Raw genomic sequence first — 21036 nt, forward strand, 5'->3', positions numbered from 1 at the left:
CAGCCGCCAGCGCGGTGAAAGATGCGGCAGAAGGCCGCAGGGCGCTTGCGCCGTGTTCCAATTGGTGAATATACTTCGCCGCCGCGTTTTTGCCAAGGGCGGGCAGCCGCCTGCGCGCGGAATTCCCGGCACGGCGGCGGATGCGGGCATATTCCTTGCAGCTTTTGTTCATATCTGTTGCCAGCTCGCTGCAAAACTGGCTTTTCCTTGTTCCGCAGGGTGTTACGCGCAGGCGGAGCGTCGTTTTTTTTGTCACTCACAGGATCGCTTATGCTGCTTTATATACACGTTCCCTTTTGCTCCACACGCTGCCGCTACTGCGCTTTTCATTCAAGCCCGCTTGGGCGCGGCGTTGATGCGGCCAGCTCCCCCGCCGTGCGCGACTATGTGGACACCCTGTTCTTGGAGCTGGCCCACTGGGGCGACCAGCTAGGCGGCAGCGAGGTGCAGTCTGTCTTTTTTGGCGGGGGGACGCCCAGCCTGCTTTCGCCGCGCATCATCGGCCTGACCATGGAGCGCATTAACAAGTATTTCAGGCTGGTGTCCAAGGCCGAGGTGACGCTTGAGGCCAATCCGGAATCCCTGCGCGGCGGGCACCGCGCGGCCCAGTATCTGGATGCGGGCATCAACCGCCTTTCCATCGGCGTGCAGAGCATGGACGAAGGCATGCTGCGCCTGCTGGGCCGTCCGCACAAGGCGCAGGACAGCCTGCACGTGGCCTTTCTGGCGCGCGAGGCGGGCTGCGCCAACATCAACCTTGACCTCATGTGGGGCCTGCCGGGGCAGAGCGTGCGCCAGTGGCTGCAAACGCTCAAGGATGTCATCCGCATGACCCCCGACCACATTTCCGCCTACGGCCTCACGCTTGAGCCGGGAACCCCGCTGGAGCTTGATGTGGAAGAAGGCCGCCTGACCTTGCCGCCGGAGCGCGACCAGAACATCATGTTCATGGAAGGCGCAGCCATGCTTGAGCAGCACGGCTACCTGCACTATGAAATTTCCAATTTCGCCCGCATGGGATTTCAGTGCCGCCACAACATGGGCTACTGGGAGGGGGAAGACTATCTTGGCCTTGGCCCATCGGCCACGTCCACCATCGACAACCGCCGCTGGACAAATCCCTCAAGCCAGGCCGCCTGGAACGCCCGCACCCGCGAGGGAAAACTGGCCCAGAGCGTGGAAGAACTCACGCCCGAAACGCGCGTGCTTGAGCTGTTGATGCTGCGTCTGCGCACGGCGCGGGGCCTGCGTGTCAAAGCATACCGCGAAATGACCGGACGCGACTTTGTGCGCGATCACCAGCGGCTGGTGCAGGCCCTGCATGAAAACGGACTTATCCGCATCCGGCAGGGCTATATGCGGCTAACCCGCAGCGGTATGCTGGTTTCCAATTCCATTCTCAGCAATCTGTTTGCCCGCACCCGCGAGGTGCTCAAGCAGGCGGCGCTTTCCGGCGGGCTGAAACCTCAGGCCGTGGAATCTTCCGAAAGCTCCGTGGCGCAGAGCGCACTACACGAAGACAGCCCGGAAATCCGCCCGGTGCGCTGGCCCAGCGCCTGATTCTCGGTCAGGAATAGGGTCGCTGTACAGATTTGCGCAAGGCCGGTGTTTACGCGGGGCAAAAATGCCACTAGTATGCGGCAGCCGGTTCTGACGGTAGCCCCCCTCCGTCTGTTCGGCTGATGCGAATTGCCCGCGCCCTTGCGCGGCTATGGCTGATCCTTCCCCGCCGCCTGTGGTTACGCGCGGCGCGGGACCAACCGATTTGGGCCTGTTTACACGATGGCTCTTTTGCCCCCTGCCTGCGTCAGAAAGCCTTTTTATTCCAGTTGAGTGTCCAACGTACACACCTTTCATAAAAAGGCTTCCATCCCTGGCAGGGAACAAAAGTTCTCACAGCGTCACAGTCCCTGAGCGTCAACGAGAATACGGAGAGAGGGTATGCGTCAAAAGGATTTTGTGGTTTTAGGCGTTTGTTTGGCGGCGTTCGGTTGGCTGGCTTTTGGGCCCGGGGCGCTTGAGGGCTTTATCAGCCTGACTGCCCAGTATCCTTTTGGCATGAGCTTTCTCAAGTTTGCCATTCTGGCTACCCTTGGCGAATGCATTGCACTGCGTATTACCACCGGCGTGTACAACAGGCCTGGATTTGGCGTTTTGCCCAAGGCGATTATCTGGGGTTTGCTGGGCATAGGCATCAAGATCGCCTTCACCGTGTACGGCGCGGGCACATTCAAGCTGCTCAACGAAATGGGCCTGCTTTCGGGCGCTCCCACGACCTTTGGCGCCAAGCTGCTCATGTCTTTTTCCATCAGCGTGCTCATCAACACGTTGTTCGCCCCGGTGCTGATGATTACCCACAAGCTCACCGACCTGCACATTGCGGCCACTGGCGGCACGCTCACCAGCCTGTGCACCAAGCCTGACGTGGCGGCCCTGTTCCGCACCATCGACTGGAATTCCATGTGGAGCTTTGTGCTCAAGAAGACCATTCCTTTCTTCTGGATTCCCGCGCACACCATCACCTTTATGCTGCCCGCCCACTTTCAGGTGGTGTTTGCAGCGGCGTTGGGCATTGCCCTGGGCGTGATTCTGGCCTTTGCGGGCCTGCGCGCCAAGAAGGCCTAACAAAGCAGAAAACCTGGCGGGGTGAACTCCGCAAGATCATACGTATAACAAAGACGGCCACTCTCTATAGGGAGTGGCCGTCTTTTAGTATCATGTGCGCTTTGGAGCGCGAAGGCACATCAGAATAACAGGCCGCTCTGCCGGATGATCTCCTGCCCGTTGGGCAGCGAGGGCAGCAAGGTTGCCGCCATGATGGCGTAGTGCGTTGCCGTGGGTTTGAAGCCGTATCGCGGGGTCACAAATATGAACATGAGGCACAGGGCAGCCACAACAAAGACCAGCACGTTGGCTTGGTTCGAGCCCCATGGCAAGGCCGCGGCGTACAGCAGGGCATACATGCCCCACGCCGCCAGCATGGCGCAAACAAAGAGAATGTTGAAGCCGGTGTGTGCGCGCCAGCTTTGCCTGTAGGCGGTAAACATGCCTTATTTCCTTATGTGCGTCGCGCCAAGGTCAAGTCCCATGGAAAGAATGGCGGCTATGTTGCGCGCGGCCCTGCGCAGATTTTCATTGCCCTCGGTAAGGGCCTCGTCAATGGTGCAGGGGCGGTAGAGCACGCTTGAAACCGCGTCAATGCCGTGGGCAAAGACAGCGTCCACATCGTGGCGCAGCGATCCGCCAATGGCGATAACCGGCTTGTTGTGGCGCTTTGCCACGCGGGCAACGCCCACAGGGGTTTTGCCAAAGGCGGTCTGCCCGTCGATGCGTCCCTCGCCGGTAATGACGATATCAGCGTCGCGCACGTGCGCGTCCAGGCCCACGGCTTCGGTCACGATCTCACTGCCGGGGCGCAGCCGCCCTTTCAAAAAGGCAAACATGGCAGCGCCCATACCGCCAGCAGCCCCAGCGCCGGGCATGTCTGCCATGTCCACGCCAAGGTCGCGGCGCGCAATGGCCGCAAAATTCTGCAAATATCCATCGAGCTGCTGCACCATTTCAGGCGTGGCCCCCTTCTGCGGGCCAAAGATGGCTGATGCGCCGCGCGGGCCGCACAGGGGGTTGTCCACATCGCAGGCCACATCAATGACGCAGTCGGCAAGGCGGGCGTCAAAGGCGGACATGTCTATGCGCGCAAGCCTGCCAAGGCCCATGCCGGTGGGTTCGATTTCCTGCCCCTGACCGTCCAGCAGCCGCACCCCAAGGGCCTGAAGCATGCCGGCGCCGCCCTCGTTGGTGGCGCTGCCGCCAATGCCCAAGATGAACTTGCGCGCGCCAGCATCCAGCGCGGAGCGGATAAGCTGGCCCGTGCCGTAGCTGGTGGTATTGAGGGGATTGCGCAAGTGGGGCGGCACAAGGGCCAGACCGCTGGCTGCGGCCATTTCGATCACGGCGGTTTTGCCATCGCCGGTCAGGCCGTAAAAAGCATCCACCGGGTCGCCCAGCGGGCCGCGTACCGTGGTATCCACCCGACGGCCTGCCGTGGCTTCAATCATGGCTTCCACGGTGCCTTCGCCGCCGTCCGCCACAGGAACCTTGACGTAGACCGCATCGGGGAAAACCTCGCGGAAGCCGGATTCGATGGAAAGGGCCACTTGCAGGGCAGACAGGCATTCCTTGTACGAGTCGGGCGCGATGACGATCTTCATTGCTGGTTCCTTGCTGGGGCTGGCGGTGGAAGACAGGATACGTTTTCCATAATAGCGCCGGGGCCTGTGAAATACCAGACCCCGGCGCAGCAGTTCTTACAGGAACATGGAGAGCAGCAGCGTGCCAAACAGGCCAAGCACGGAGGCTATGGTAGTGCCAGCCGTATAGGTGGCGTACATGGAACCCATGGGGATGCCAAGGGATTCCTTGACGAACCAGAAGCCGGAGTCGGTCACGTGTGAAGCGCCGGTCGCGCCAGCGCCGATGACAATGGCCATGAGGGCCGGGTCAATGCCGGGGTTGCTGCTGAGCACGGGCAGGATAAGCCCGGCGGCGGTCATCATGGACACAGTGGCGCTGCCCAGGGCGAAGCGCAGGGCAATGGCGATAATCCAGGCCAGGATCAGGGGGCTGATCTGGATGCTGGTGAGCACCTGCTTGAGCACAACGCCTACGCCGCTGTCGGTGATGATCTGGTTCAGCGCGCCAGCCGCGCCGATAACCAGCATGATGGAGGCCAGCGGGGCCATGCCCTGCTCGCTGAAACGGCCCAGCTGATCCCAGTTGAAACCGCGCTTGAGGCCAAACACGATGTAGGCCACCACTGCGGAAATGAACAGGGCGATCATGGGCGTGCCGATAAAGTTCACGTAGGGCATATAGGCCGGCGGATTCTGCTTGTCGATGGTCAGTTCCACCACGGTCTTGGCGATCATGAGCAGCAGGGGCAGCAGCATGACGAAGAGCGAGCTGCCAAAGGGCGGCAGTTCAGATTCCTTGCGGGGTTCAGTATTGGCGTAAACGCCGGTCAGCGGCACGGCGGGCAGGCGCTTGGCAATGAACTTGCCGTAGATGGGGCCTGCAATGCTGGCGGCGGGCAGGCCCACCAACAGACCGAAAAAGATAACCTTGCCCACGTCAGCCTTGAGCAGATCGGTAACGGCCATGGCGGCAGGGTGCGGCGGCACGATGCAGTGCACCGTGGTCAGGGCCACCACAAGGGCCATACCTACCTGAATGAGCGGCAGCTTGGATTCCTTGACGATGGAGAACATGAGCGGCGTCAGCAGAATGATGCCCACCTGAAGAAAAACCGGGATACCGCAGATGTAGCCCACAACCATCATGGCCCAGTGCGCTTTTGACTGACCGAGAATGTTGATGAGCGTCCGCGCCAGCCGTTCGGCTGCGCCGGAGACTTCCATCAGTTTGCCCAATATGGCCCCCAGGGCCAGAATGGGCGCAAGAAAGCCCAACGTTTTGCCAAGGCCGCCTTCAAAAGCCATGACGATCTTGGCCAGTTCCATGTGGTGCGTCAGCGCCAGGAACAGGCTCGCTGCGGTCAGGGACACAAAGGCGTGTATTTTGAAGCAGATGCACAGCACAATGACTATGGCGATGGAAATGCAGAGCATGGTCATCGAATAGCCGATGCCGAACGATTGGACGGCAGTCATCTCAACCTCCGTGATGTGGTTGCGACACGGCCCGGGCAGTGCCCGCGCCGGTAAAAGTTGGGGGAACGGTTGACGCTCTTACTGTTTGTTCTCTTGTTTTACTCTGCTCGTCCTCCGGATGCGGTGCGCAGTTCACATCCTCTGCCGCAAATCAGGCCCTTTTGAAGTTGGGCGCGTATTCCGCTGCAAGGCGGATGGCTTCCACCATGCTCACGGCGCTGACCTTTCCTGTTCCGGCAATGTCAAAGGCTGTGCCGTGGTCCACCGATGTGCGCAGAATGGGCATGCCCAGCGTAAGGGAGATGGTGCGTTCAAAGTCCACCATCTTGGTCGCTATGTGTCCCTGGTCGTGATAGAGCGAAAGCACGGCGTCCCACGCGCCCTTGAGCGCAAAGTGGAAGACCGAGTCCGCCGGGTTGGGGCCGTGCACGTTAAAGCCCTGACGGCGCGCTTCTTCAATGGCTGGAACTACCTCGGCGTCTTCCTCATTGCCAAAGAGTCCGTGTTCGCCGCAGTGCGGGTTGAGCCCGGCCACCACCATGCTCGGATTCTCCAGCCCCAGCAGCTTGAGGGCGCTGGTGCAGCGGCCGATGTAGTCGAGCAGGCGGTCTTTTTTGACGGCGCGGCAGGCGTCGATCAGCGAGAGGTGCCGGGTGAGGAAGAACACGCGCAGGCTGTGCACCTGAAACATGGTCAGCGGGTCCTTGGTGTCGGTGAGGTCGCCAAAGATTTCGGTGTGTCCGATGTAGGGCACGTGGGCTGCCTTGAGCGATTCCTTGTTGATGGGCGTGGTAGCCACGGCGGCGGTTTTGCCCGCCATGGTCAGCTCAATGGAGGCCTTGATGTATTCAAAGGCCGCCTGGCCGCACGGGGCCTGCACCTTGCCGTAGGCAAAGGAGGCCAGATCCACGTTGTCCATGTTGATGATGTTGGCAGCGCCATCGCGCCAGCCGTTGAGATCTGCATCCACCTCGTTGAAGTCGAGGTTGACCTTCATGATGGCGGCAGCGCGGCGCATGATCTCGGTATTGCCCACCACCAGCACATTGGCCATGTCGGTGACGGCAGCATCTGCCAGCGAGGCGGCCAGAATTTCCGGCCCAACACCCGCGGGGTCGCCCATGGGGGCGCAAATCAGGGGTTTCATCTATCTGTTCCTTGTTGGTTATGAACTTGTTTGGCTGCGGCGCAGCTGTCAGGCGGGCCGCTTGCGGCTTGAAATCTTGGTGAACAGGTATTCCATGCACTCCACAAGGCTGTCCTTGTCGCCCACAAAGCCGCCCTTGGTGATCATGGGCAGGTCGGGGTGTTCGCCGCCGATGATGTGGCCGTACACGGCAAGGGGCAGCACCATGACCCGCACGGAAAAGCCCCCGGCCTTGAGCGTACGCATGACGGAAACCGTCACTTCGCCGCCCGAGGTGTACAGGCCGCCGATGCGCAGGCTTTCGTTCTTCAGGGCTTCCTGAGCCACATGGGCCAGAGCCATGTTGATGCGGCGCGAGATTTCGCTGGGCGCGATGCCGAGGGTCTGGGACATTTCCTGCATGGAGAAAACGTCTTCCTTGCTTGTGGCGGTGCACACGCCAAGAACCTTGGCTTCTTCGGGCGCGGCAAATACGGCCTCCAGCACGCGGCGGCATTCCGCCTGTGATTCGGGCTCGCCAGCCAGCACCTTGCGCACATTCATGGACACGATGTGGCAGGGGTGGGCCAGACGCAGGGTTTCCAGCTGCACGCGGGTAAGTTCGCTGGTGCTGCCCACGGTAAGGAAGATGCGGTTTTCAAATGCCGCGCGAGGAGCTGCAATGCGCGCTGCGGCAAGCTCCGATGTGAACGGGCCGGGATCAAGCGACACCAGCGGATAGGGTGCATCGGCCAGCGATTGGGCAATCACGGCAATGTCGTCGTCCGACACGGCATCGCAGACCACGGCGCGGCAACCCTGGGCACGTGCGGCCTCAATGGTTTCGCGCACGGCGGCAGGCCCGGCCAGCACCTTTTCAAGCGACACGAAGCCGCAGGGCAGGGAAGTCTGATCGGCGATGATCTTGAGCACTGCCGTGTGGTGCACGGGGGTGGCGGCGTCCTTGGCAATGGGCGAGCGCTCCAGCGGCACGCCGTGCACGATCTGGTATCCGCCCACGCAGATGCGGCCCGAATGGGGATAGGACGCCACAAGCACGGCCAGGGTCTGGCTGTGACCGTGGGTGTCGTCCATGGCCTTGATGGCGGCCTCAAGCTCCGCGCCCACATTGCCGCGCAGGGTGGAGTCTATGCGTTTTGAAACAAGCGCGGGCTTTTCCTTGTTGAATTCGGTCACAGCGTCGTACACCGCTTTATAGGCGTCTTCGCGGTGCAGAAGGCGGCTCTCGGCATTCAGGCAAACGGCGTCGCACTGCGTAAATTCTTTGGGGTTCCAGTGGGCAAGGCCCAGGCAGGTGGCGCTGGAAAAGCCCTTGGCGGCAAGCAGCGCACCATTGTCGTTGGCTCCCGTAAAATCGTCGGCAATAACAGCTATGATCATACAGACACCTTCCGGTGATTTTGTGACGGCGGCGGGCTTAGTCGGCGAGGCACAGGCGCGCGCCTGCGTCTTGCAGGGCGGCCCGGGCTTCGGCGGTCAGGCCGCTGTCGGTGATGATGTGGTCAAAGCGTTCCACCCCGGCCACCAGCCAGGGGCTGAACTTGGCGTACTTGGACGCGTCTGCCAGCAGAAAGGTTTTGTCGGCGCTGGTCATGAGCTGGCGCTTGTAATGCATCTTGGCGGAAGTGCTGGTGGTGATGCCGTGGTGGGCGTCCCACACGTTGGTGCCCACAAAGGCCATGGTGAGGCGCAGGTCGCGCAGATAGGCTACTGCATCGCTGTCGTTGCAGGCGCGGCTGACGGGGTCGATAAGCCCGCCGGAAAGAAAGACGGAAAGATGGTCGCAGCCCGAAAGCAGCAGGGCTATTTCCAGATCAGGCGTGACAACGCTGAGGCTTGTGAGGGGCAGGGTGGGCAGCAGGCGGGCCAGCTCAAGGCTGGTGGTGCCCGCATCCAGGGCAATAAAGTCTTCGTTCTTGATAAACTGGCAGGCGGCGCGGGCTATGGCCTGCTTGGCCTCAAGCATGGAAACGGCCTTGCGGGCGCGGGGGATGTCGTTGGCTTCAAAACACAGAGGCACGGCCCCGCCCCAGGTGAGTTCAAGCTGGTTGCGCTCTTCCAGCACCTTGAGGTCGCGGCGCACTGTCATAGTGGAAATACCCAGCGCTTCGGCAAGTTCGCGGGTATTGACCGCGCCCCGGTTTTTGATGAGGCGGGCCATTTCTCTGCGGCGTTCTGCTGGCAACATGGCGGCTCCGGCGTGTGACGGGTATATGTTAATTTTGTTTCAAATTTGTTGCTTTGTGTTATGCTCCTGAAGGCGAATATCGTCAAGATAGGTGGGGTGATTTTGTGGATTTAACTCGTACTTTTTATCTATGTTATCAGAAAAATGTTATTTTTTGTTAATTGATGAAAGGTCAGGCGGAGCACGTTGTTCCGGCCCCCCATCGGGGGCAACAAAAAAAGCCCGGAGAATCTCTCCGGGCTGGAAAATCACGCTGGCTGATAGTGCGCCTGATTGCCTGCGGCAAAACGCAAAAAGGCCGCCGGGCACATGATCCGGCAGCCTTCTGCTAGGGTTTACGCGGGCGGGGTAGACCCGCGCTGGCTATGCGTTGCCGAAGAATGGGGGGCGGCGCGTCTGCGCATCGCCGCTGACGCGGAAAATCTGTACCGTATACTGATCTTTGCCGCTGCACATGGGGCAGCCGTCTGTGACCAGCATGCATGAAGAGTCGAGTTCAAGGGGGTCAATGCCCGCCAGACTGAGGATATGAGTGGCCTTGCCCTGCTCCCACATGACGGGCGAGCCGCAACGGGCGCATTCAACATAGAGCAGTTCAGGGTCAAAGCCCGCAGGCACGGGGGTGCCGCGCAGCGGTTCGGCAATGGCTTTCAGTGTGTTGCTGTACATAGAAACCTCCCGGCTTGCTTTGCGTGATGCCAGAAGCCTGGCCGCGCGCATACGCAGCCTCGTCTTCCATACATAAGCACAGCGCGCGCCGAGGCAAGCCCTGCTGCGGGAATTTATTCTCCACGCGCAGCCGCGCATGCGCCGCAGGCGAGGCCGCTTGCCTTGTGGAGCGCGCCCGAATACACTGGGTCTATGTCTGAAAAACATCGTCATATACGTTTGCTTCCGCCTGAGTTGCGTAATCAGATCGCCGCTGGTGAAGTGGTGGAGCGCCCTGCCAGTGTGCTCAAGGAGCTGGTTGAAAACAGCCTTGACGCCGATGCCGCGCAGATCGACGTTTGCCTTGAAAACGGCGGGCAAAGCCTTATCAGCGTGCAGGACGACGGGTGCGGCATAGCCGCAGCCGATCTGGAACTGGCCGTCACCCGGCACGCCACGAGCAAGATTGCCAGCCTGTCTGACCTTGAGCACATCAGCTCTTACGGTTTCAGGGGCGAGGCTCTGCCGAGCATTGCTTCGGTTTCCCGCTTTTCCATTACCTCTGCCGTGACTGACCCGGACGGCCAGACACAGGCGCACAGGGTTGAGGTGGAGCACGGCTTGCTGACGGTTTCCGCCCCGGCGGCCCTGCACCGGGGAACGCGGGTGGAAGTGCGTGATCTTTTTTCCAACATACCAGCACGCTTGAAATTTTTAAAGACCCCATCCACGGAGTTCAAACGAGCGCAGGACTGGCTGGCCCGGCTGGCGCTGGCCCGCCCCGCTGTGGGCTTGAGCCTGAGTTCCGGCGAGCGCGAGGCCCTGCGGTTTTTGCCTGGGCAAAGCCTTGCCGACCGCCTTGGCGTGCTCTGGCCCCGGCTGATTGTGGAGGCGCTACGCCCCTTTGACGGCACCCGCCACGGTATCCGCGTGCGCGGTTTGGCCGCCCTGCCCAATGTGAGCCAGCCGCGCGGCGACCGCATGCTGTTTTACGTCAATGGCCGCTCGGTGACGGACAAGCGTCTGCTTGCTGCCGTGCGCGAGGCCTACAAGGGCCGCATGACCAGCCGGGATTATCCGCAGGTAGCACTGTTTGTGGAGATGGACCCGGCGGAAGTGGACGTGAACGTGCATCCAGCCAAGTCTGAAGTGCGTTTTCGGGATGAATCCGCCGTATTTTCCGCTGTGCTGCATGCCGTGCAGGGGGCGTTGCTGACCTCCTATGACGTGGCTGAAAATCTGTGGCCGAACTCGCCAGAAGGCGACACTGCGGAAAGCCCCGTGCCTCCCTCTGCCCAACAAGCAGCCCCGCGTCCGCAGGGTTTCTGGGGCAGGCTGGACAACCCGCCTCTTATCAAGCCGCAGGAGCGGGACGACAGGCCGGACGAGGATTCCTCGTGGCAGGCCCGGTTGCCCGAATCAGCCGCAGGCCCGGACAAGGGGACAAGTTGGTGGGGTGATTCTGTTCAGAGTGATGCGGCACCTGCCCATGAGCCAGCCTCCGCGCAGAAGGAAAGCGCCCTGTTTGTTGCCGCGCCGGAAGATATTTCTGGCCTTGCGGAAGCGGCCTCAGCCTACGCGCACCAATCTTCTGATTCTGTCCCGTATCAGACTGCGGATACGGCAGGCGAGCACAGCGAAGCCATTTTCCCGCCCGTTCAGGAACGCCAGCCCTTGAGCGTGGGGCAGTTTGCCTACCTCGGGCAGGTGGCGCTGACCTATCTGGTGCTGCGGGACGCATCCGGCGCGTTGCTGCTGCTTGATCAGCATGCGGCGCACGAGCGTGTGCTGTATGCCCGCCTGCGGCGCGGGGGATTCGCCGGGTCTGGTCAGTTGCTGGCCCTGCCGCTTGATCTGCCTCTGCACCCCGCTGAAACGGAACGTTTTTTTGAACTGCGGCCCCGGCTGGAATCCCTGGGCTTTGCCCTTGAGGTCAGCGGCGGCAATCTGCGCGTCAATGCCATGCCCCCGGTGCTCTCCCGCGCCGAAGCCAGGGACTTTCTGCGCGAGGCCCTTGCCGGGCGCAAGGATGATCTGGCCGACATGTTCATATCCATGTCGTGCAAGGGGGCCATCAAGGCCGGGCAACGCCTTGCGGATGACGAGGCCGCCGGGTTGTTGCAACAGTGGCTGGAAACGCCCGACCGGGAATATTGCCCGCATGGCCGCCCCTGCGTCTTGCGCTGGGACGCCGCCGAACTGGAAAAGATGTTCAAGCGCAAGCAGTCGTAACAAGAAAAGCCGTCAGGCACGGCACCCTACTTGTCCTTTAGATAAAACAGCGGGCGGTTCTCCCATGAGAACCGCCCGCTTTGCTGATTATTCGCTGGCTTCGTCAACCAGATAGACGATGGAATAGTAGGGGATGCCGCCGTGCAGCGACAGGCCGATCTGGCAGGTGCGGCTGGAGGAATAGCCCACCTCGCAGGTGCTTACCTGCATACGCAGGCCCTTGAGCGCGGCCTCGTTGAGTTCGGGATGCGTAAAGCCCCTGTCGCCCGCCCAGCCGCAACAGTTGATGCCGTCCGGAACCACAACGGTTTCGGCGCACTTGCGGGCCAGTTCTTCCAGCTTGCCCTCAAGGCCCATCTTGCGCATGGAGCAGGTGGCGTGCAGAGCCACGGTCTTGGGCAGCTTTTTGAGCTTGAGCGTGTCCATGAGGTTCTCAAGGATAAACTGCACAGGTTCCATAAGTTTGATGCTGGGGTCGAGGGTCTGCTTCATGTGCAACAGGCAGGGGCTGGTTTCGCACAGCACGGGGTATTCGCCATTGTTGCTGGCCTGCCGCAGGGCTTTTTCCAGTTCCTGCTCTTTTTTGTGGGCGGCGTCAGCGAGGCCCTTGCTGGCAAAGGCCATGCCGCAGCACAGCTTGTCCAGATTGTTGGGCAGAATGACGTCATACCCGCCCTTGAGCAGCACGCTGATGACGGCTTCCGGCTCTGTACGGCGGTCGCTGTGTTCTTCGCCGGGGCCCATGTTGCGGGCAATGCAGCTGGGGAAGTAGACGACCTTCTTGGCATTGCCTGAGTAAGGGGTGGGCAGATAGACCGAACGCCCGCCCTTGGGCATGTTCTTGTTCCACAGCGGCACCTTGTTGAAGGTGAGGCAGCGCAGGAGGCGCGAGCCGTCGCGCATGATGCTGGTGCCAAGGGCGCGGTGCAGGGCGTCCACGCTGTTGAGCGCGATGGACATGGCCTTGCAGGTTCCAGCAAAGTGGTCGGCAATGGTTCCGGCAATGCTTTTGCCGAGGGAACCAGCGTCCTTTTTGCGCAGGCTCTTGATGAAAACGCCCGTATCCACGCCCGCAGGGCAGCGCGGACGGCACAGGCTGTCTGTGGCGCAGGTGGCCTTGCCCATATATTCGTAGCCCTTTTGCAGCGTTTTCAGTTCGCTGCTTTCAGGGGCAACCTCTCGCAGGCGGCAGATTTCCCGGTATACGGTGATGCGCTGGCGCGGCGTGAGCGTCAGGTCGCGCGAGGGACAGACCGACTCGCAGAAACCGCATTCCATGCACTTGTCCACCAGTTCATCGGCGGGGTGCAGGGGCTTGAGATTTTTGAGATGCCCCTGCGAATCGCTGTTGAGTAGCACGCCGGGGTTAAGGATGTTCTTGGGGTCGAGCAGGCTCTTGATGCTCTTCATGATGGCGTAGGCCTGACTGCCCCACTCCAGCTCCACAAAGGGAGCGATATTGCGGCCAGTGCCGTGCTCCGCCTTGAGCGAACCATCGTATTTTTCCGTAACCAGCTTGCAGAAGTCTTCCATGAAGCCCTTGTAGCGGGCCACTTCTGCCGGAGCGCCAAAGTCCTGCCAGAAAACAAAGTGCAGGTTGCCGTCGCGCGCGTGGCCGAAGAGCGGGGCCACCGTGTAACCGTGGCGGGCAAAAAGATCCTGCAGGTCTTTGGCGGCTTCGCCCAGCCTGTCGAGGGTGAAGGCCACGTCTTCAATAACAATGGAGGTGCCCACGGGCCGCATGCCGCCCACCGAGGCCAGAATGCCCTTGCGGATGAGCCACAGCTTGGTGAATTCTTCGGGTTTGTCGGTAAAGGCGTAGGGGCGCACAAAGGTCACGTCGCTGAATGCCGCATTGATGGTTGCAATGTTCTTTTCAAGCTGTTCGTGGGTGGAGGCGCGGGTCTCCACCAGCAGGGAACAGACGTCGTCGTCCAGGGTTTCCAGCCCCTCGGGCAGGCCGGGGGTGCCTTCCACCGAGCGCAGGGATGCCCTGTCCATAAGTTCCGCAGCCGCAACGGGGAGCGTTGCCACGGCAGAGGCCAGGTCACAGGCGGCCTTGACCGTGGGCAGAAGCAGCAGGGCAGAGGCCTTGAAGGGGGCCTCCTCCACCGTGCGGTAGGTCACTTCGGCGATAAAGCCCAGCGTGCCTTCGGAGCCGACCATGACGTGCTGCAAGATTTCAAAGGGATCTTCGTAATCCACCAGAGCGTTGAGGCTGTAGCCTGTGGTGTTCTTGATCTTGAACTTGCGGCGGATGCGGTCGGCAAGCTCGGGATTGTCCATGATCTGTTTGCGCAGGTCGGCAAGTCCGTTGAGAATATGGGCGTGTGTTCTGGCAAAGGCGGCGCGGCTTTTGGCATCCGCCGTGTCCAGCATGGTGCCGTCTGCCAGCACCATGCGCGAGGAAACAACGGTCTTATAGGAGTTGTCGGAGGTGCCGCAGCACATGCCGCTGGCATTGTTGGCAAAGATGCCGCCGATAAAGCAACTGTCGATGGAGGCCGGGTCAGGCCCGATTTTTTTGCCAAATTCCGCCAGAATTTTGTTGGCCCCTGAGCCGATGATGCCGGGTTGCAGGGTGATGCGCTCGGCGTTTTCACCCACGCGCCAGTTGCGCCAGCCCTTGCCTATGCGCACAAGGACGGAATCGGACACCGCCTGACCGGACAGGCTGGTGCCTGCGGCGCGAAAGGTCACGGGTACGCGCATGCGGTCTGCCAGGGCCACCAGTTGCACCACTTCGGCCTCGTCCAGCACGTCCACCACGATCTTGGGGATCAGGCGGTACACGCTGGCGTCAGTGCCGTATGCCAGCAGACGCAGAGGATCAGTATGGATGCGGTCTTTGGGAATAAAGTCCAGAAGGGCTTCTTTGAATTCTTTGTAGGGAGAAGCAAGCATGGACAAACCTCCGTGGCGGTTCATGCCGTCATTGGGTGGGCGCCTGAAACAGCGCTGGGCGGGGAATTGCTGCCGTTGAAACCTGGACGGGAACCCCGGCATTTCTGCAAATGCGGGGTGTGCTGATCTGGAGATGACAATAGATTACCAATAACAATTCTCGGCTCGGATTGCTACTGTTTTACATTCAAAAAGCACTTCGACCTGCGCAATCCTTGTGCCTCTGTCGCCCCTGCGTTACAAAAAAGAAAAACAGTTTGCTGATTTGATGTACAGCATTCCAGCGCCTGCCGCTGGGGTGGCTGGCATTTGTGCGTATCGGTTTGAGCATGCGGGATGTTGCGGTCTGATTTTTTATGGAGGTTCCATGAAGCGGCTGATCGTCTTATGCTGTGTTTCTCTGGCCCTGCTGCTGCCCCAGGCGGCCCTTGCCTGCACCACCTTTATTGTCACCAGGGGGGCCAGCGCCGACGGCTCCGTGATGGTAAGCCATTCTGACGACAATGATCTCAACGACCAGTCCATTGTGTACGTACCCGCCCGCGACTGGCCGGAAGGCGCACTGCGGCCTGTGTACGATTCCGCCGTGGCGGTGAAGGAAAATCCCGCCACCAATACCTTTCTTGTTCCCCGCCTTTCAGACCCCAAACGTGCGCCGGGCTATAACCACCCGGATACGCCGCGTACGATTGCCATCGGTTTTATCCCTCAGGTGCGGCACACCTTTGCCTATATTGACGGCAACTACGCCATCATGAACGAGCATGGCCTCATGTTTGGCGAATGCACGGATGGGGCGCACAATACCTGCACGGCAGAGCCGGGCAAGCGCATTTTCTATTCGTCCGAGCTGGCGCGCGTGGCGCTGGAACGCTGCAAAACCGCCCGCGAGGCCATTGAGCTGATGGGCGCGCTCATTGAGCAGTATGGCTACTACGGAACGGGCGAAACCCTGCCCGTTGCCGACAAAAACGAAGCCTGGGTTATGGAGATGGCACCCTCCCCGGCGGGAACCGGCGGTCTGTGGGTGGCCCAGCGCGTGCCGGACGGCCAGTTTTTTGTGGCGGCCAACGAATTTCGCATCCGCGACATCACGCCCGGCAACCCCGATCAGATGTACGGCAAAAGCCTGTTTGCCACGGTGGACAAGTACAACATGCGCAGCCCCAAGGATGCGTCCAAGCCGCTGGACTGGCTGACCACCGTGAGCGATGGCGAATATAACCACCCCTACTATTCGCTGCGGCGCGTGTGGCGGGCGCTCTCTCTGGCGGCTCCTTCGCTGAAGCTGCCCGCATGGGTTGAAAACGGCGCAACACGGGCCTATCCCTTTTCCGTCAAGCCGGACAAGCTGCTGAGCCTGGACGACATCAAGCGCATGCACCGCGACCATTACGAAGGTACGGAATTCGACCTCACCAAGGGCGTTGCGGCGGGGCCGTTTGGCAATCCCAACCGCATTATCGGTCCCAAGGACCCCAGCGGCGACGTGAGCCCGACCACCAAGCTTGAAGGCGCGTGGGAACGGCCCATGGGCATGTACTATGTGGGCTACACGACCATTGCGCAGTATCGGCCCGATGTGCCGGAGCCTCTCGCGCTGGTGTGCTGGGTTGCGCTCGCTCCGGCGGCAGAATCTGTTTTTGTGCCGCTGGCGGTCGCCCCCATGCCCGCAGGCTACGAACAGGGCGACACCCGCCGCTTTGCCAATGATTCCGCATGGTGGGCCTATTCCCTGGTGAGCGATTACGCCAATATTCGTTACGACCTGATTTCTCAGGAGATTCAGACCAGAGCCGCCAGCATGGAAGCCGCCTTTGCTGCCCGCGTGGCCTCGCTGCAAAAGGAGTTGGCCCCCAAGGCAGCGTCATCCCCGGCGCAGGCTCAGACCGCCTTTGCCAAGGCCCTGCGGGTGCAGGCAGAGGGCGCGTTGCGCGACTGGCGGGAATTTTTCCCCCAACTGGTGGCGCGGCACTGTCAGGGCTTTCTCAACAGCCCGGACAAAATGGCCCAGAACATCGGCTATCCCGATGCCTGGCTGCCCCGCACCAACTATTCCACCGGCCCTGTCTCGTACAAAAAGCCCCGGCAGTAGGCTTCGCAATCTGCCAGATAACTCAGGAGGGTGCGTGTATGCACTGTAATCGTCGGCGTTTTCTGCAATCAATGGCTGTGACGGGCGCGGGCCTGTGCTTGCCCTCACTCACGTGGGCAGGCTTTGACCCCCTGTGGAAGCCTGGCTCCGTGTGCGCCAATCCCATTGATGTGACCGTGTTCGAGATGTTCAAGATCGGCCCTGGCCCCTCCAGCTCACACACCATTGCACCCATGTCGGCAGGCAATGATTTTATCCATTTGTGCGCCCAGTTGCCGCAGGAGCAGCTTGCCCAAGCGGATGCCGTCAAGGTGCACCTGTACGGCAGCCTTTCGGCTACGGGCAAGGGGCACGGCACTGACCGCGCCGTGGCGGCGGGTCTGCTTGGGCAAAAGCCCGATGAATGCAAGGCCGAATTTCTGGACAACCTTTTTGTAAAACCGGACGACACCCGCACGGTGGTACTTGGCCCGGCCCGGATTCCGCTCAAGGATTCGGACGTGATCTTTGAGCAGGGCACCATCGAGGCTCCGTTCAGCAACGTGCTGATCATTGAGTTGTTGGGCAAGGGCAAGCAGCTTGCCTCGCGCGAATACTATTCCGTGGGCGGCGGATTTTTGCAGTGGAAGGGCTGGAAGGCCCCGGATAAAGGCAAGCCCGTGCATGCCTTTGATTCGATGAATGGTTTACTTGAAATCGTGAAGAACACGGGCAAGAGCATCCCGCTCATTATGCTGGAAAACGAAATGGCCATCACCGGGCAGTCGGAACAGAACATCCGGCAGGGCGCGCAGCGCATCATCCATGTGATGGACAGCTGCGCCGCCACGGGCCTTGGGCTGGAAGGCAAACTCAAGGGGCCGTTTGGTCTGGAGCGCCGGGCCAAGCTCATGCTGGAACAGGCCGCCAGCTCGCCGGAGCCAGCCGATGCCTTTGCGGCGCGGCTGTCGGCCTACGGGCAGGCCGGGTCGGAAGAAAACGCCATGGGCCACCCCATTGTGACCGCGCCCACGGCGGGTTCCGCAGGGGTTATGCCTGCGGTGGTGCACATGCTCATCAAGGAGCGCGGCAAAACAGAGGCTGACCTTGTGGACGGCCTGCTGGTGGCCTCCATGGTGGGTACGCTCATCAAGCGACATGCCAGTGTGGCGGGCGCGGATGTGGGCTGTCAGGGCGAGATCGGTTCCGCCTCAAGTATGGCGGCGGCCATGCTGTCGCAGGTCATGGGCGAAACGCCCGATGTGGTGGAAAACGCGGCGGAATTTGCGTTGGAGCACCATCTTGGCATGACCTGTGATCCTGTGGGCGGCTATGTGCAGATTCCCTGTATTTCGCGCAATGCCATGAGCTCCGTGAAGTCGTGGAACGCCTGGATGATGGCCCGCACAGGGCAGGGCACCAAGCACCCTGTGGGGCTTGATCTCTGCATCCGCACCATGAACCAGACAGGCCGCGACATGAAGGACGACTACCGCGAAACCGCGCGCGGCGGGCTGGCCTTGTTCTATACGCAGGGGTGCTAGAAAATTTAAATGTCTTTTGCCCTATGGGCAGCGTCAACGGCCCGTTTTTGCGCAGGTTAGCACGTAAGACTGCTATCCCTGTTCAGAAACGGGCCGTGTTTTTGCTAGAAAATAAAATTCAACTTGGGGGCAGCTGACTCAGGCGGACGGTAGCGGCAGCATTCAGCCCCGTGCTTTCACCCATGCGCTGATCTCGCGGCCAAATTCCGCAAAGTCTTCAATGTGCGTTTGCGCCACGGCGTAGACCACATTCCAGTCCAGACTTCAAATTGCGATGTTTCACTTGTGGAATGCAGCTGCAGTAATGAATGATAGCGTCTGAAAGGAAAGTGCATTACGGTGGCGCAGGGCAGGAATCTCCATATGCCGCAGATTGCTGAATGAGCTTCTGCGCGCAGTCACGGGATTCAGATTTTTTGTCAGATATCAACCCGGCTGCAAAGGTGTATGAATATTCTGTTGATTGATTACGACCTTGGGGAAATGCCAGGGCACAATGTGCGGAGAGTTAATCTTGATGCCGCCGGTATTGTGCCTGTGCAACGGTTATTGGAAGATTCTTCGTCAGAAGGAGGAATCTTTCGGCCGGATGTGGTCATCCAGATGGAGCATATCGGCCGCAGGATTTTTTTGAGCGGTTTGGCCGAGCTGGGCTGCCCCAAGATATTTTGGGCGGTAGACAGTCATCTCAATCTTTTCTGGCAGCGATGGTACGGGAGGCTATTTGATGTGGTGCTTACACCCCATAAAAGCCTGTTCGCCGCAATGCCAGGGGAATGGAGGCTGCGGGACGTACGCAGTCTTGCCATTCCAGGCTCTGCCCGTCAGTGGCGTCCTCATGGCGCGCGCAGTCATGCGGCCTCGTTCGTAGGGCGTATCGATCAGAATCGGCTCCAGCGTTTCCGTTTTGCGCAGTTGCTGGAGCAGCGGCATGGTGTCGTCCCCTGCATTCTTTCTTTTCAGGACATGCTGGCTTTGTATGACGACACCCGCACACTGCCTAATGAATCCATTTGCCGGGAATTCAACTTCCGTATCATGGAAGGTGCTTCCTGCGGTTGTTGTGTGCTCACCGAAGACATTGGCGAAGATTTGGCGGTCAATTTTGAGCCTGGCAGTGAGGTCCTGACATATAAGCATGCTCTCGAGCTGGACGATCTTCTTTCCTTTCTGGCTGCGCGTCCGGCCATTGCAGAGAAAATCGGCAAAGCAGCCCAGCAGCGGGTGTTGAAGAGCCATCTTCACGAGCACCGGACTGCCATGCTCATGGGCATGCTTCCTTCTCTTGCGGCGCAGGCAATGGATCACAGTACTGCTGAGCGCGTCTTTGCCTTGGCCTGCATTCAGTGGGCGCGCTCAAATCCCGCTTATGAAAAGCATCTCCCCGCGCTGGGCGCTCTGCTTGAGCACCTGCCCCCGTATCCGGATGTGCAGGCCATGCGCCTGCGTCTGCTTGTGGAAAGCGGGCAGCTGGAACACGCACGGAGCTTGCTTGTCATGATTTTGGAAGCTGATGACAGCAGCTCCCGTCCGAATGACGGCGAACGCTCCTTTGATCTGCAAACCGCCTGCGCCGTGGCGGCGCTCCGCCTGGGTGAGTTGCCGTTGTTCCTGACCTGCTTCGAGCAACAGCGGCATCGTTGCCCTGACCTTCCAGTTCCGCGAGACCTCTTTGAGGCCTGCCTTGTCTGGGCCGATATACTTGCAGGCACCGGGCGCATCTGTCAGCCGGGATTTCATTTTGACAGAACGCGGCACTGCCCGGAGACAGCCTTTGAGATGGCCCAGATGGCGCAGCAGTTCATCACCGGGGATGAAAGCGCCCGCCAGTGGGTACAAAAAATGGCGCAATGCACGGATAAAACGCCATTTTATTCCTTGGCGCTCGATTACAAGGCGCAGATCAGCCTTGACGCGCCGGAGGACTGGCGCTCCAGTCTGGCTTACGCCACGGCCTGCCTGAATACTTTTCTTCTTGATGACGGGCTTGCCGAAGCCTCGCAGGCGTATGAACTGGCCCGGTCTGCCGGAAGAGAAGACGCTTTTGCTGTTGCTGCGGATCCTCTGTTGCGCCGCCGCATTATCTAAAACGTCAAAAGGCGATCCCGAACAGGGGTCGCCTTTTGAGTGCAATAACTTGCTGAAAAACCTGGCGGAGGGGGAGGGATTTGAACCCCCGGAAGGCTCACACCTTCAACGGTTTTCAAGACCGCCGCGATCAACCGCTCTGCCACCCCTCCGCAGGGGTGTTTTCTCCGGCTTTATGCAGAGGCGGCTAAAATGCCGCGTACATGGCGGGAGAAAATATCGACGGCGCGATTACCCTGTGTGAAGGCAATAGCGCCGCCGAAAAAATGTGTCGCTACGCCACTTACTTAATGGCGTCTTTCAGGCCCTTGCCGGGCGTGAACTTGGCAACCTTGCTGGCAGGAATGGTGATTTCCTTGCCGGTGCGGGGGTTGCGACCCTTGCGGGCGGCGCGCTCAACCACCTTGAAGCTGCCGAAACCGGTGAAGGTCACGGATTCGCCAGAGGCCAGGGCTTCGCGCAGCGAGGCCACCACGGCGTCAAGAGCTTCTTCGGCTTTGGCCTTGGTGGGCAGGCCGGCTTTGGCATGGATCTTTTCTACG

The 21036-nt window shown here is 60.4% G+C and carries 15 protein-coding genes and 1 tRNA gene; 6 read left to right on the forward strand and 10 right to left on the reverse strand.

From position 1 onward, the window contains the following. The first annotated feature begins 270 nt into the window (after positions 1 to 270). Complete coding sequence (gene hemW, locus VEZ52_RS02605; RefSeq protein WP_324835410.1) at positions 271 to 1560, forward strand: radical SAM family heme chaperone HemW; 1290 nt, start codon at positions 271 to 273, stop codon at positions 1558 to 1560. Positions 1561 to 1941: 381 nt separating this feature from the next. Continuing rightward, complete coding sequence (locus tag VEZ52_RS02610; RefSeq protein ID WP_324835411.1) at positions 1942 to 2625, forward strand: hypothetical protein; 684 nt, start codon at positions 1942 to 1944, stop codon at positions 2623 to 2625. 119 nt (positions 2626 to 2744) lie between these two features. Here VEZ52_RS02610 and VEZ52_RS02615 read toward each other — a convergent pair whose 3' ends face one another. From VEZ52_RS02615 to VEZ52_RS02645, 7 genes are all read right to left on the reverse strand, one after another. Further along, positions 2745 to 3047 (reverse strand): hypothetical protein, encoded by a 303-nt coding sequence (locus VEZ52_RS02615; RefSeq protein ID WP_324835412.1) that lies wholly within the window; start codon positions 3045 to 3047, stop codon positions 2745 to 2747. A gap of 3 nt (positions 3048 to 3050) precedes the next feature. Next, positions 3051 to 4211 (reverse strand): glycerate kinase, encoded by a 1161-nt coding sequence (locus VEZ52_RS02620; protein ID WP_324835413.1) that lies wholly within the window; start codon positions 4209 to 4211, stop codon positions 3051 to 3053. 96 nt (positions 4212 to 4307) lie between these two features. Then, a complete protein-coding gene (locus VEZ52_RS02625; protein ID WP_298997888.1) occupies positions 4308 to 5669 on the reverse strand; it encodes a gluconate:H+ symporter in 1362 nt (453 codons plus the stop codon). A gap of 151 nt (positions 5670 to 5820) precedes the next feature. After that, positions 5821 to 6816 carry a 4-hydroxythreonine-4-phosphate dehydrogenase PdxA gene (gene pdxA / locus VEZ52_RS02630; protein ID WP_324835414.1) on the reverse strand — a complete coding sequence of 332 codons (996 nt, stop codon included), beginning with the start codon at positions 6814 to 6816 and terminating at the stop codon, positions 5821 to 5823. 48 nt (positions 6817 to 6864) lie between these two features. Then, on the reverse strand, positions 6865 to 8196 hold the full coding sequence (locus tag VEZ52_RS02635) for a four-carbon acid sugar kinase family protein (protein WP_324835415.1): 1332 nt from the start codon (positions 8194 to 8196) through the stop codon (positions 6865 to 6867). A gap of 37 nt (positions 8197 to 8233) precedes the next feature. Beyond that, positions 8234 to 9004: a DeoR/GlpR family DNA-binding transcription regulator gene (locus VEZ52_RS02640; RefSeq protein ID WP_324835416.1), complete on the reverse strand. Its 771-nt coding sequence runs from the start codon at positions 9002 to 9004 to the stop codon at positions 8234 to 8236. Positions 9005 to 9367: 363 nt separating this feature from the next. Next, positions 9368 to 9673, reverse strand: a complete 306-nt coding sequence (locus tag VEZ52_RS02645; protein WP_051135428.1) for a hypothetical protein — start codon at positions 9671 to 9673, stop codon at positions 9368 to 9370. A 192-nt stretch (positions 9674 to 9865) separates the two neighbouring features. On the opposite strand from VEZ52_RS02645, the gene mutL reads away from it, so the two are divergent. Continuing rightward, the gene (gene mutL, locus VEZ52_RS02650) at positions 9866 to 11884 is read left to right on the forward strand and encodes a DNA mismatch repair endonuclease MutL (RefSeq protein WP_324835417.1); all 2019 of its coding nucleotides are present in this window, start codon (positions 9866 to 9868) and stop codon (positions 11882 to 11884) included. A gap of 87 nt (positions 11885 to 11971) precedes the next feature. Here the strand turns inward: mutL and VEZ52_RS02655 are convergent, their stop codons facing one another. Then, complete coding sequence (locus VEZ52_RS02655; RefSeq protein ID WP_324835418.1) at positions 11972 to 14788, reverse strand: FAD-binding and (Fe-S)-binding domain-containing protein; 2817 nt, start codon at positions 14786 to 14788, stop codon at positions 11972 to 11974. A 367-nt stretch (positions 14789 to 15155) separates the two neighbouring features. Between VEZ52_RS02655 and VEZ52_RS02660 the strand changes: the two genes are divergently transcribed. From VEZ52_RS02660 to VEZ52_RS02670, 3 genes are all read left to right on the forward strand, one after another. Then, on the forward strand, positions 15156 to 16883 hold the full coding sequence (locus VEZ52_RS02660; RefSeq protein WP_324835419.1) for a dipeptidase: 1728 nt from the start codon (positions 15156 to 15158) through the stop codon (positions 16881 to 16883). A 38-nt stretch (positions 16884 to 16921) separates the two neighbouring features. Further along, a complete protein-coding gene (locus tag VEZ52_RS02665; RefSeq protein WP_324835420.1) occupies positions 16922 to 18406 on the forward strand; it encodes an L-serine ammonia-lyase in 1485 nt (494 codons plus the stop codon). A 447-nt stretch (positions 18407 to 18853) separates the two neighbouring features. After that, complete coding sequence (locus VEZ52_RS02670; protein ID WP_324835421.1) at positions 18854 to 20494, forward strand: glycosyltransferase; 1641 nt, start codon at positions 18854 to 18856, stop codon at positions 20492 to 20494. 62 nt (positions 20495 to 20556) lie between these two features. Here VEZ52_RS02670 and VEZ52_RS02675 read toward each other — a convergent pair. Next, positions 20557 to 20646: transfer RNA gene (locus VEZ52_RS02675), tRNA-Ser, on the reverse strand. A 131-nt stretch (positions 20647 to 20777) separates the two neighbouring features. Continuing rightward, positions 20778 to 21036: HU family DNA-binding protein (locus VEZ52_RS02680; protein WP_324835422.1), on the reverse strand; the 259-nt coding region annotated here is incomplete at its 5' end.

The organism is Desulfovibrio sp. (assembly GCF_035644575.1).
GTDB lineage: Bacteria > Desulfobacterota > Desulfovibrionia > Desulfovibrionales > Desulfovibrionaceae > Desulfovibrio.

What these genes read in the sequence shown, in the direction of transcription:
- VEZ52_RS02660 (WP_324835419.1), top strand. Translation starts at nt 15,156, where the DNA reads ATGAAGCGGCTGATCGTCTTATGCTGTGTTTCTCTGGCCCTGCTGCTG.
- hemW (WP_324835410.1), top strand. Translation starts at nt 271, where the DNA reads ATGCTGCTTTATATACACGTTCCCTTTTGCTCCACACGCTGCCGCTAC.
- VEZ52_RS02620 (WP_324835413.1), bottom strand. Translation starts at nt 4,211, where the DNA reads ATGAAGATCGTCATCGCGCCCGACTCGTACAAGGAATGCCTGTCTGCC.
- VEZ52_RS02665 (WP_324835420.1), top strand. Translation starts at nt 16,922, where the DNA reads ATGCACTGTAATCGTCGGCGTTTTCTGCAATCAATGGCTGTGACGGGC.
- VEZ52_RS02655 (WP_324835418.1), bottom strand. Translation starts at nt 14,788, where the DNA reads ATGCTTGCTTCTCCCTACAAAGAATTCAAAGAAGCCCTTCTGGACTTT.
- VEZ52_RS02610 (WP_324835411.1), top strand. Translation starts at nt 1,942, where the DNA reads ATGCGTCAAAAGGATTTTGTGGTTTTAGGCGTTTGTTTGGCGGCGTTC.
- VEZ52_RS02615 (WP_324835412.1), bottom strand. Translation starts at nt 3,047, where the DNA reads ATGTTTACCGCCTACAGGCAAAGCTGGCGCGCACACACCGGCTTCAAC.
- VEZ52_RS02625 (WP_298997888.1), bottom strand. Translation starts at nt 5,669, where the DNA reads ATGACTGCCGTCCAATCGTTCGGCATCGGCTATTCGATGACCATGCTC.
- VEZ52_RS02640 (WP_324835416.1), bottom strand. Translation starts at nt 9,004, where the DNA reads ATGTTGCCAGCAGAACGCCGCAGAGAAATGGCCCGCCTCATCAAAAAC.
- mutL (WP_324835417.1), top strand. Translation starts at nt 9,866, where the DNA reads ATGTCTGAAAAACATCGTCATATACGTTTGCTTCCGCCTGAGTTGCGT.
- VEZ52_RS02670 (WP_324835421.1), top strand. Translation starts at nt 18,854, where the DNA reads ATGAATATTCTGTTGATTGATTACGACCTTGGGGAAATGCCAGGGCAC.
- VEZ52_RS02645 (WP_051135428.1), bottom strand. Translation starts at nt 9,673, where the DNA reads ATGTACAGCAACACACTGAAAGCCATTGCCGAACCGCTGCGCGGCACC.
- pdxA (WP_324835414.1), bottom strand. Translation starts at nt 6,816, where the DNA reads ATGAAACCCCTGATTTGCGCCCCCATGGGCGACCCCGCGGGTGTTGGG.
- VEZ52_RS02635 (WP_324835415.1), bottom strand. Translation starts at nt 8,196, where the DNA reads ATGATCATAGCTGTTATTGCCGACGATTTTACGGGAGCCAACGACAAT.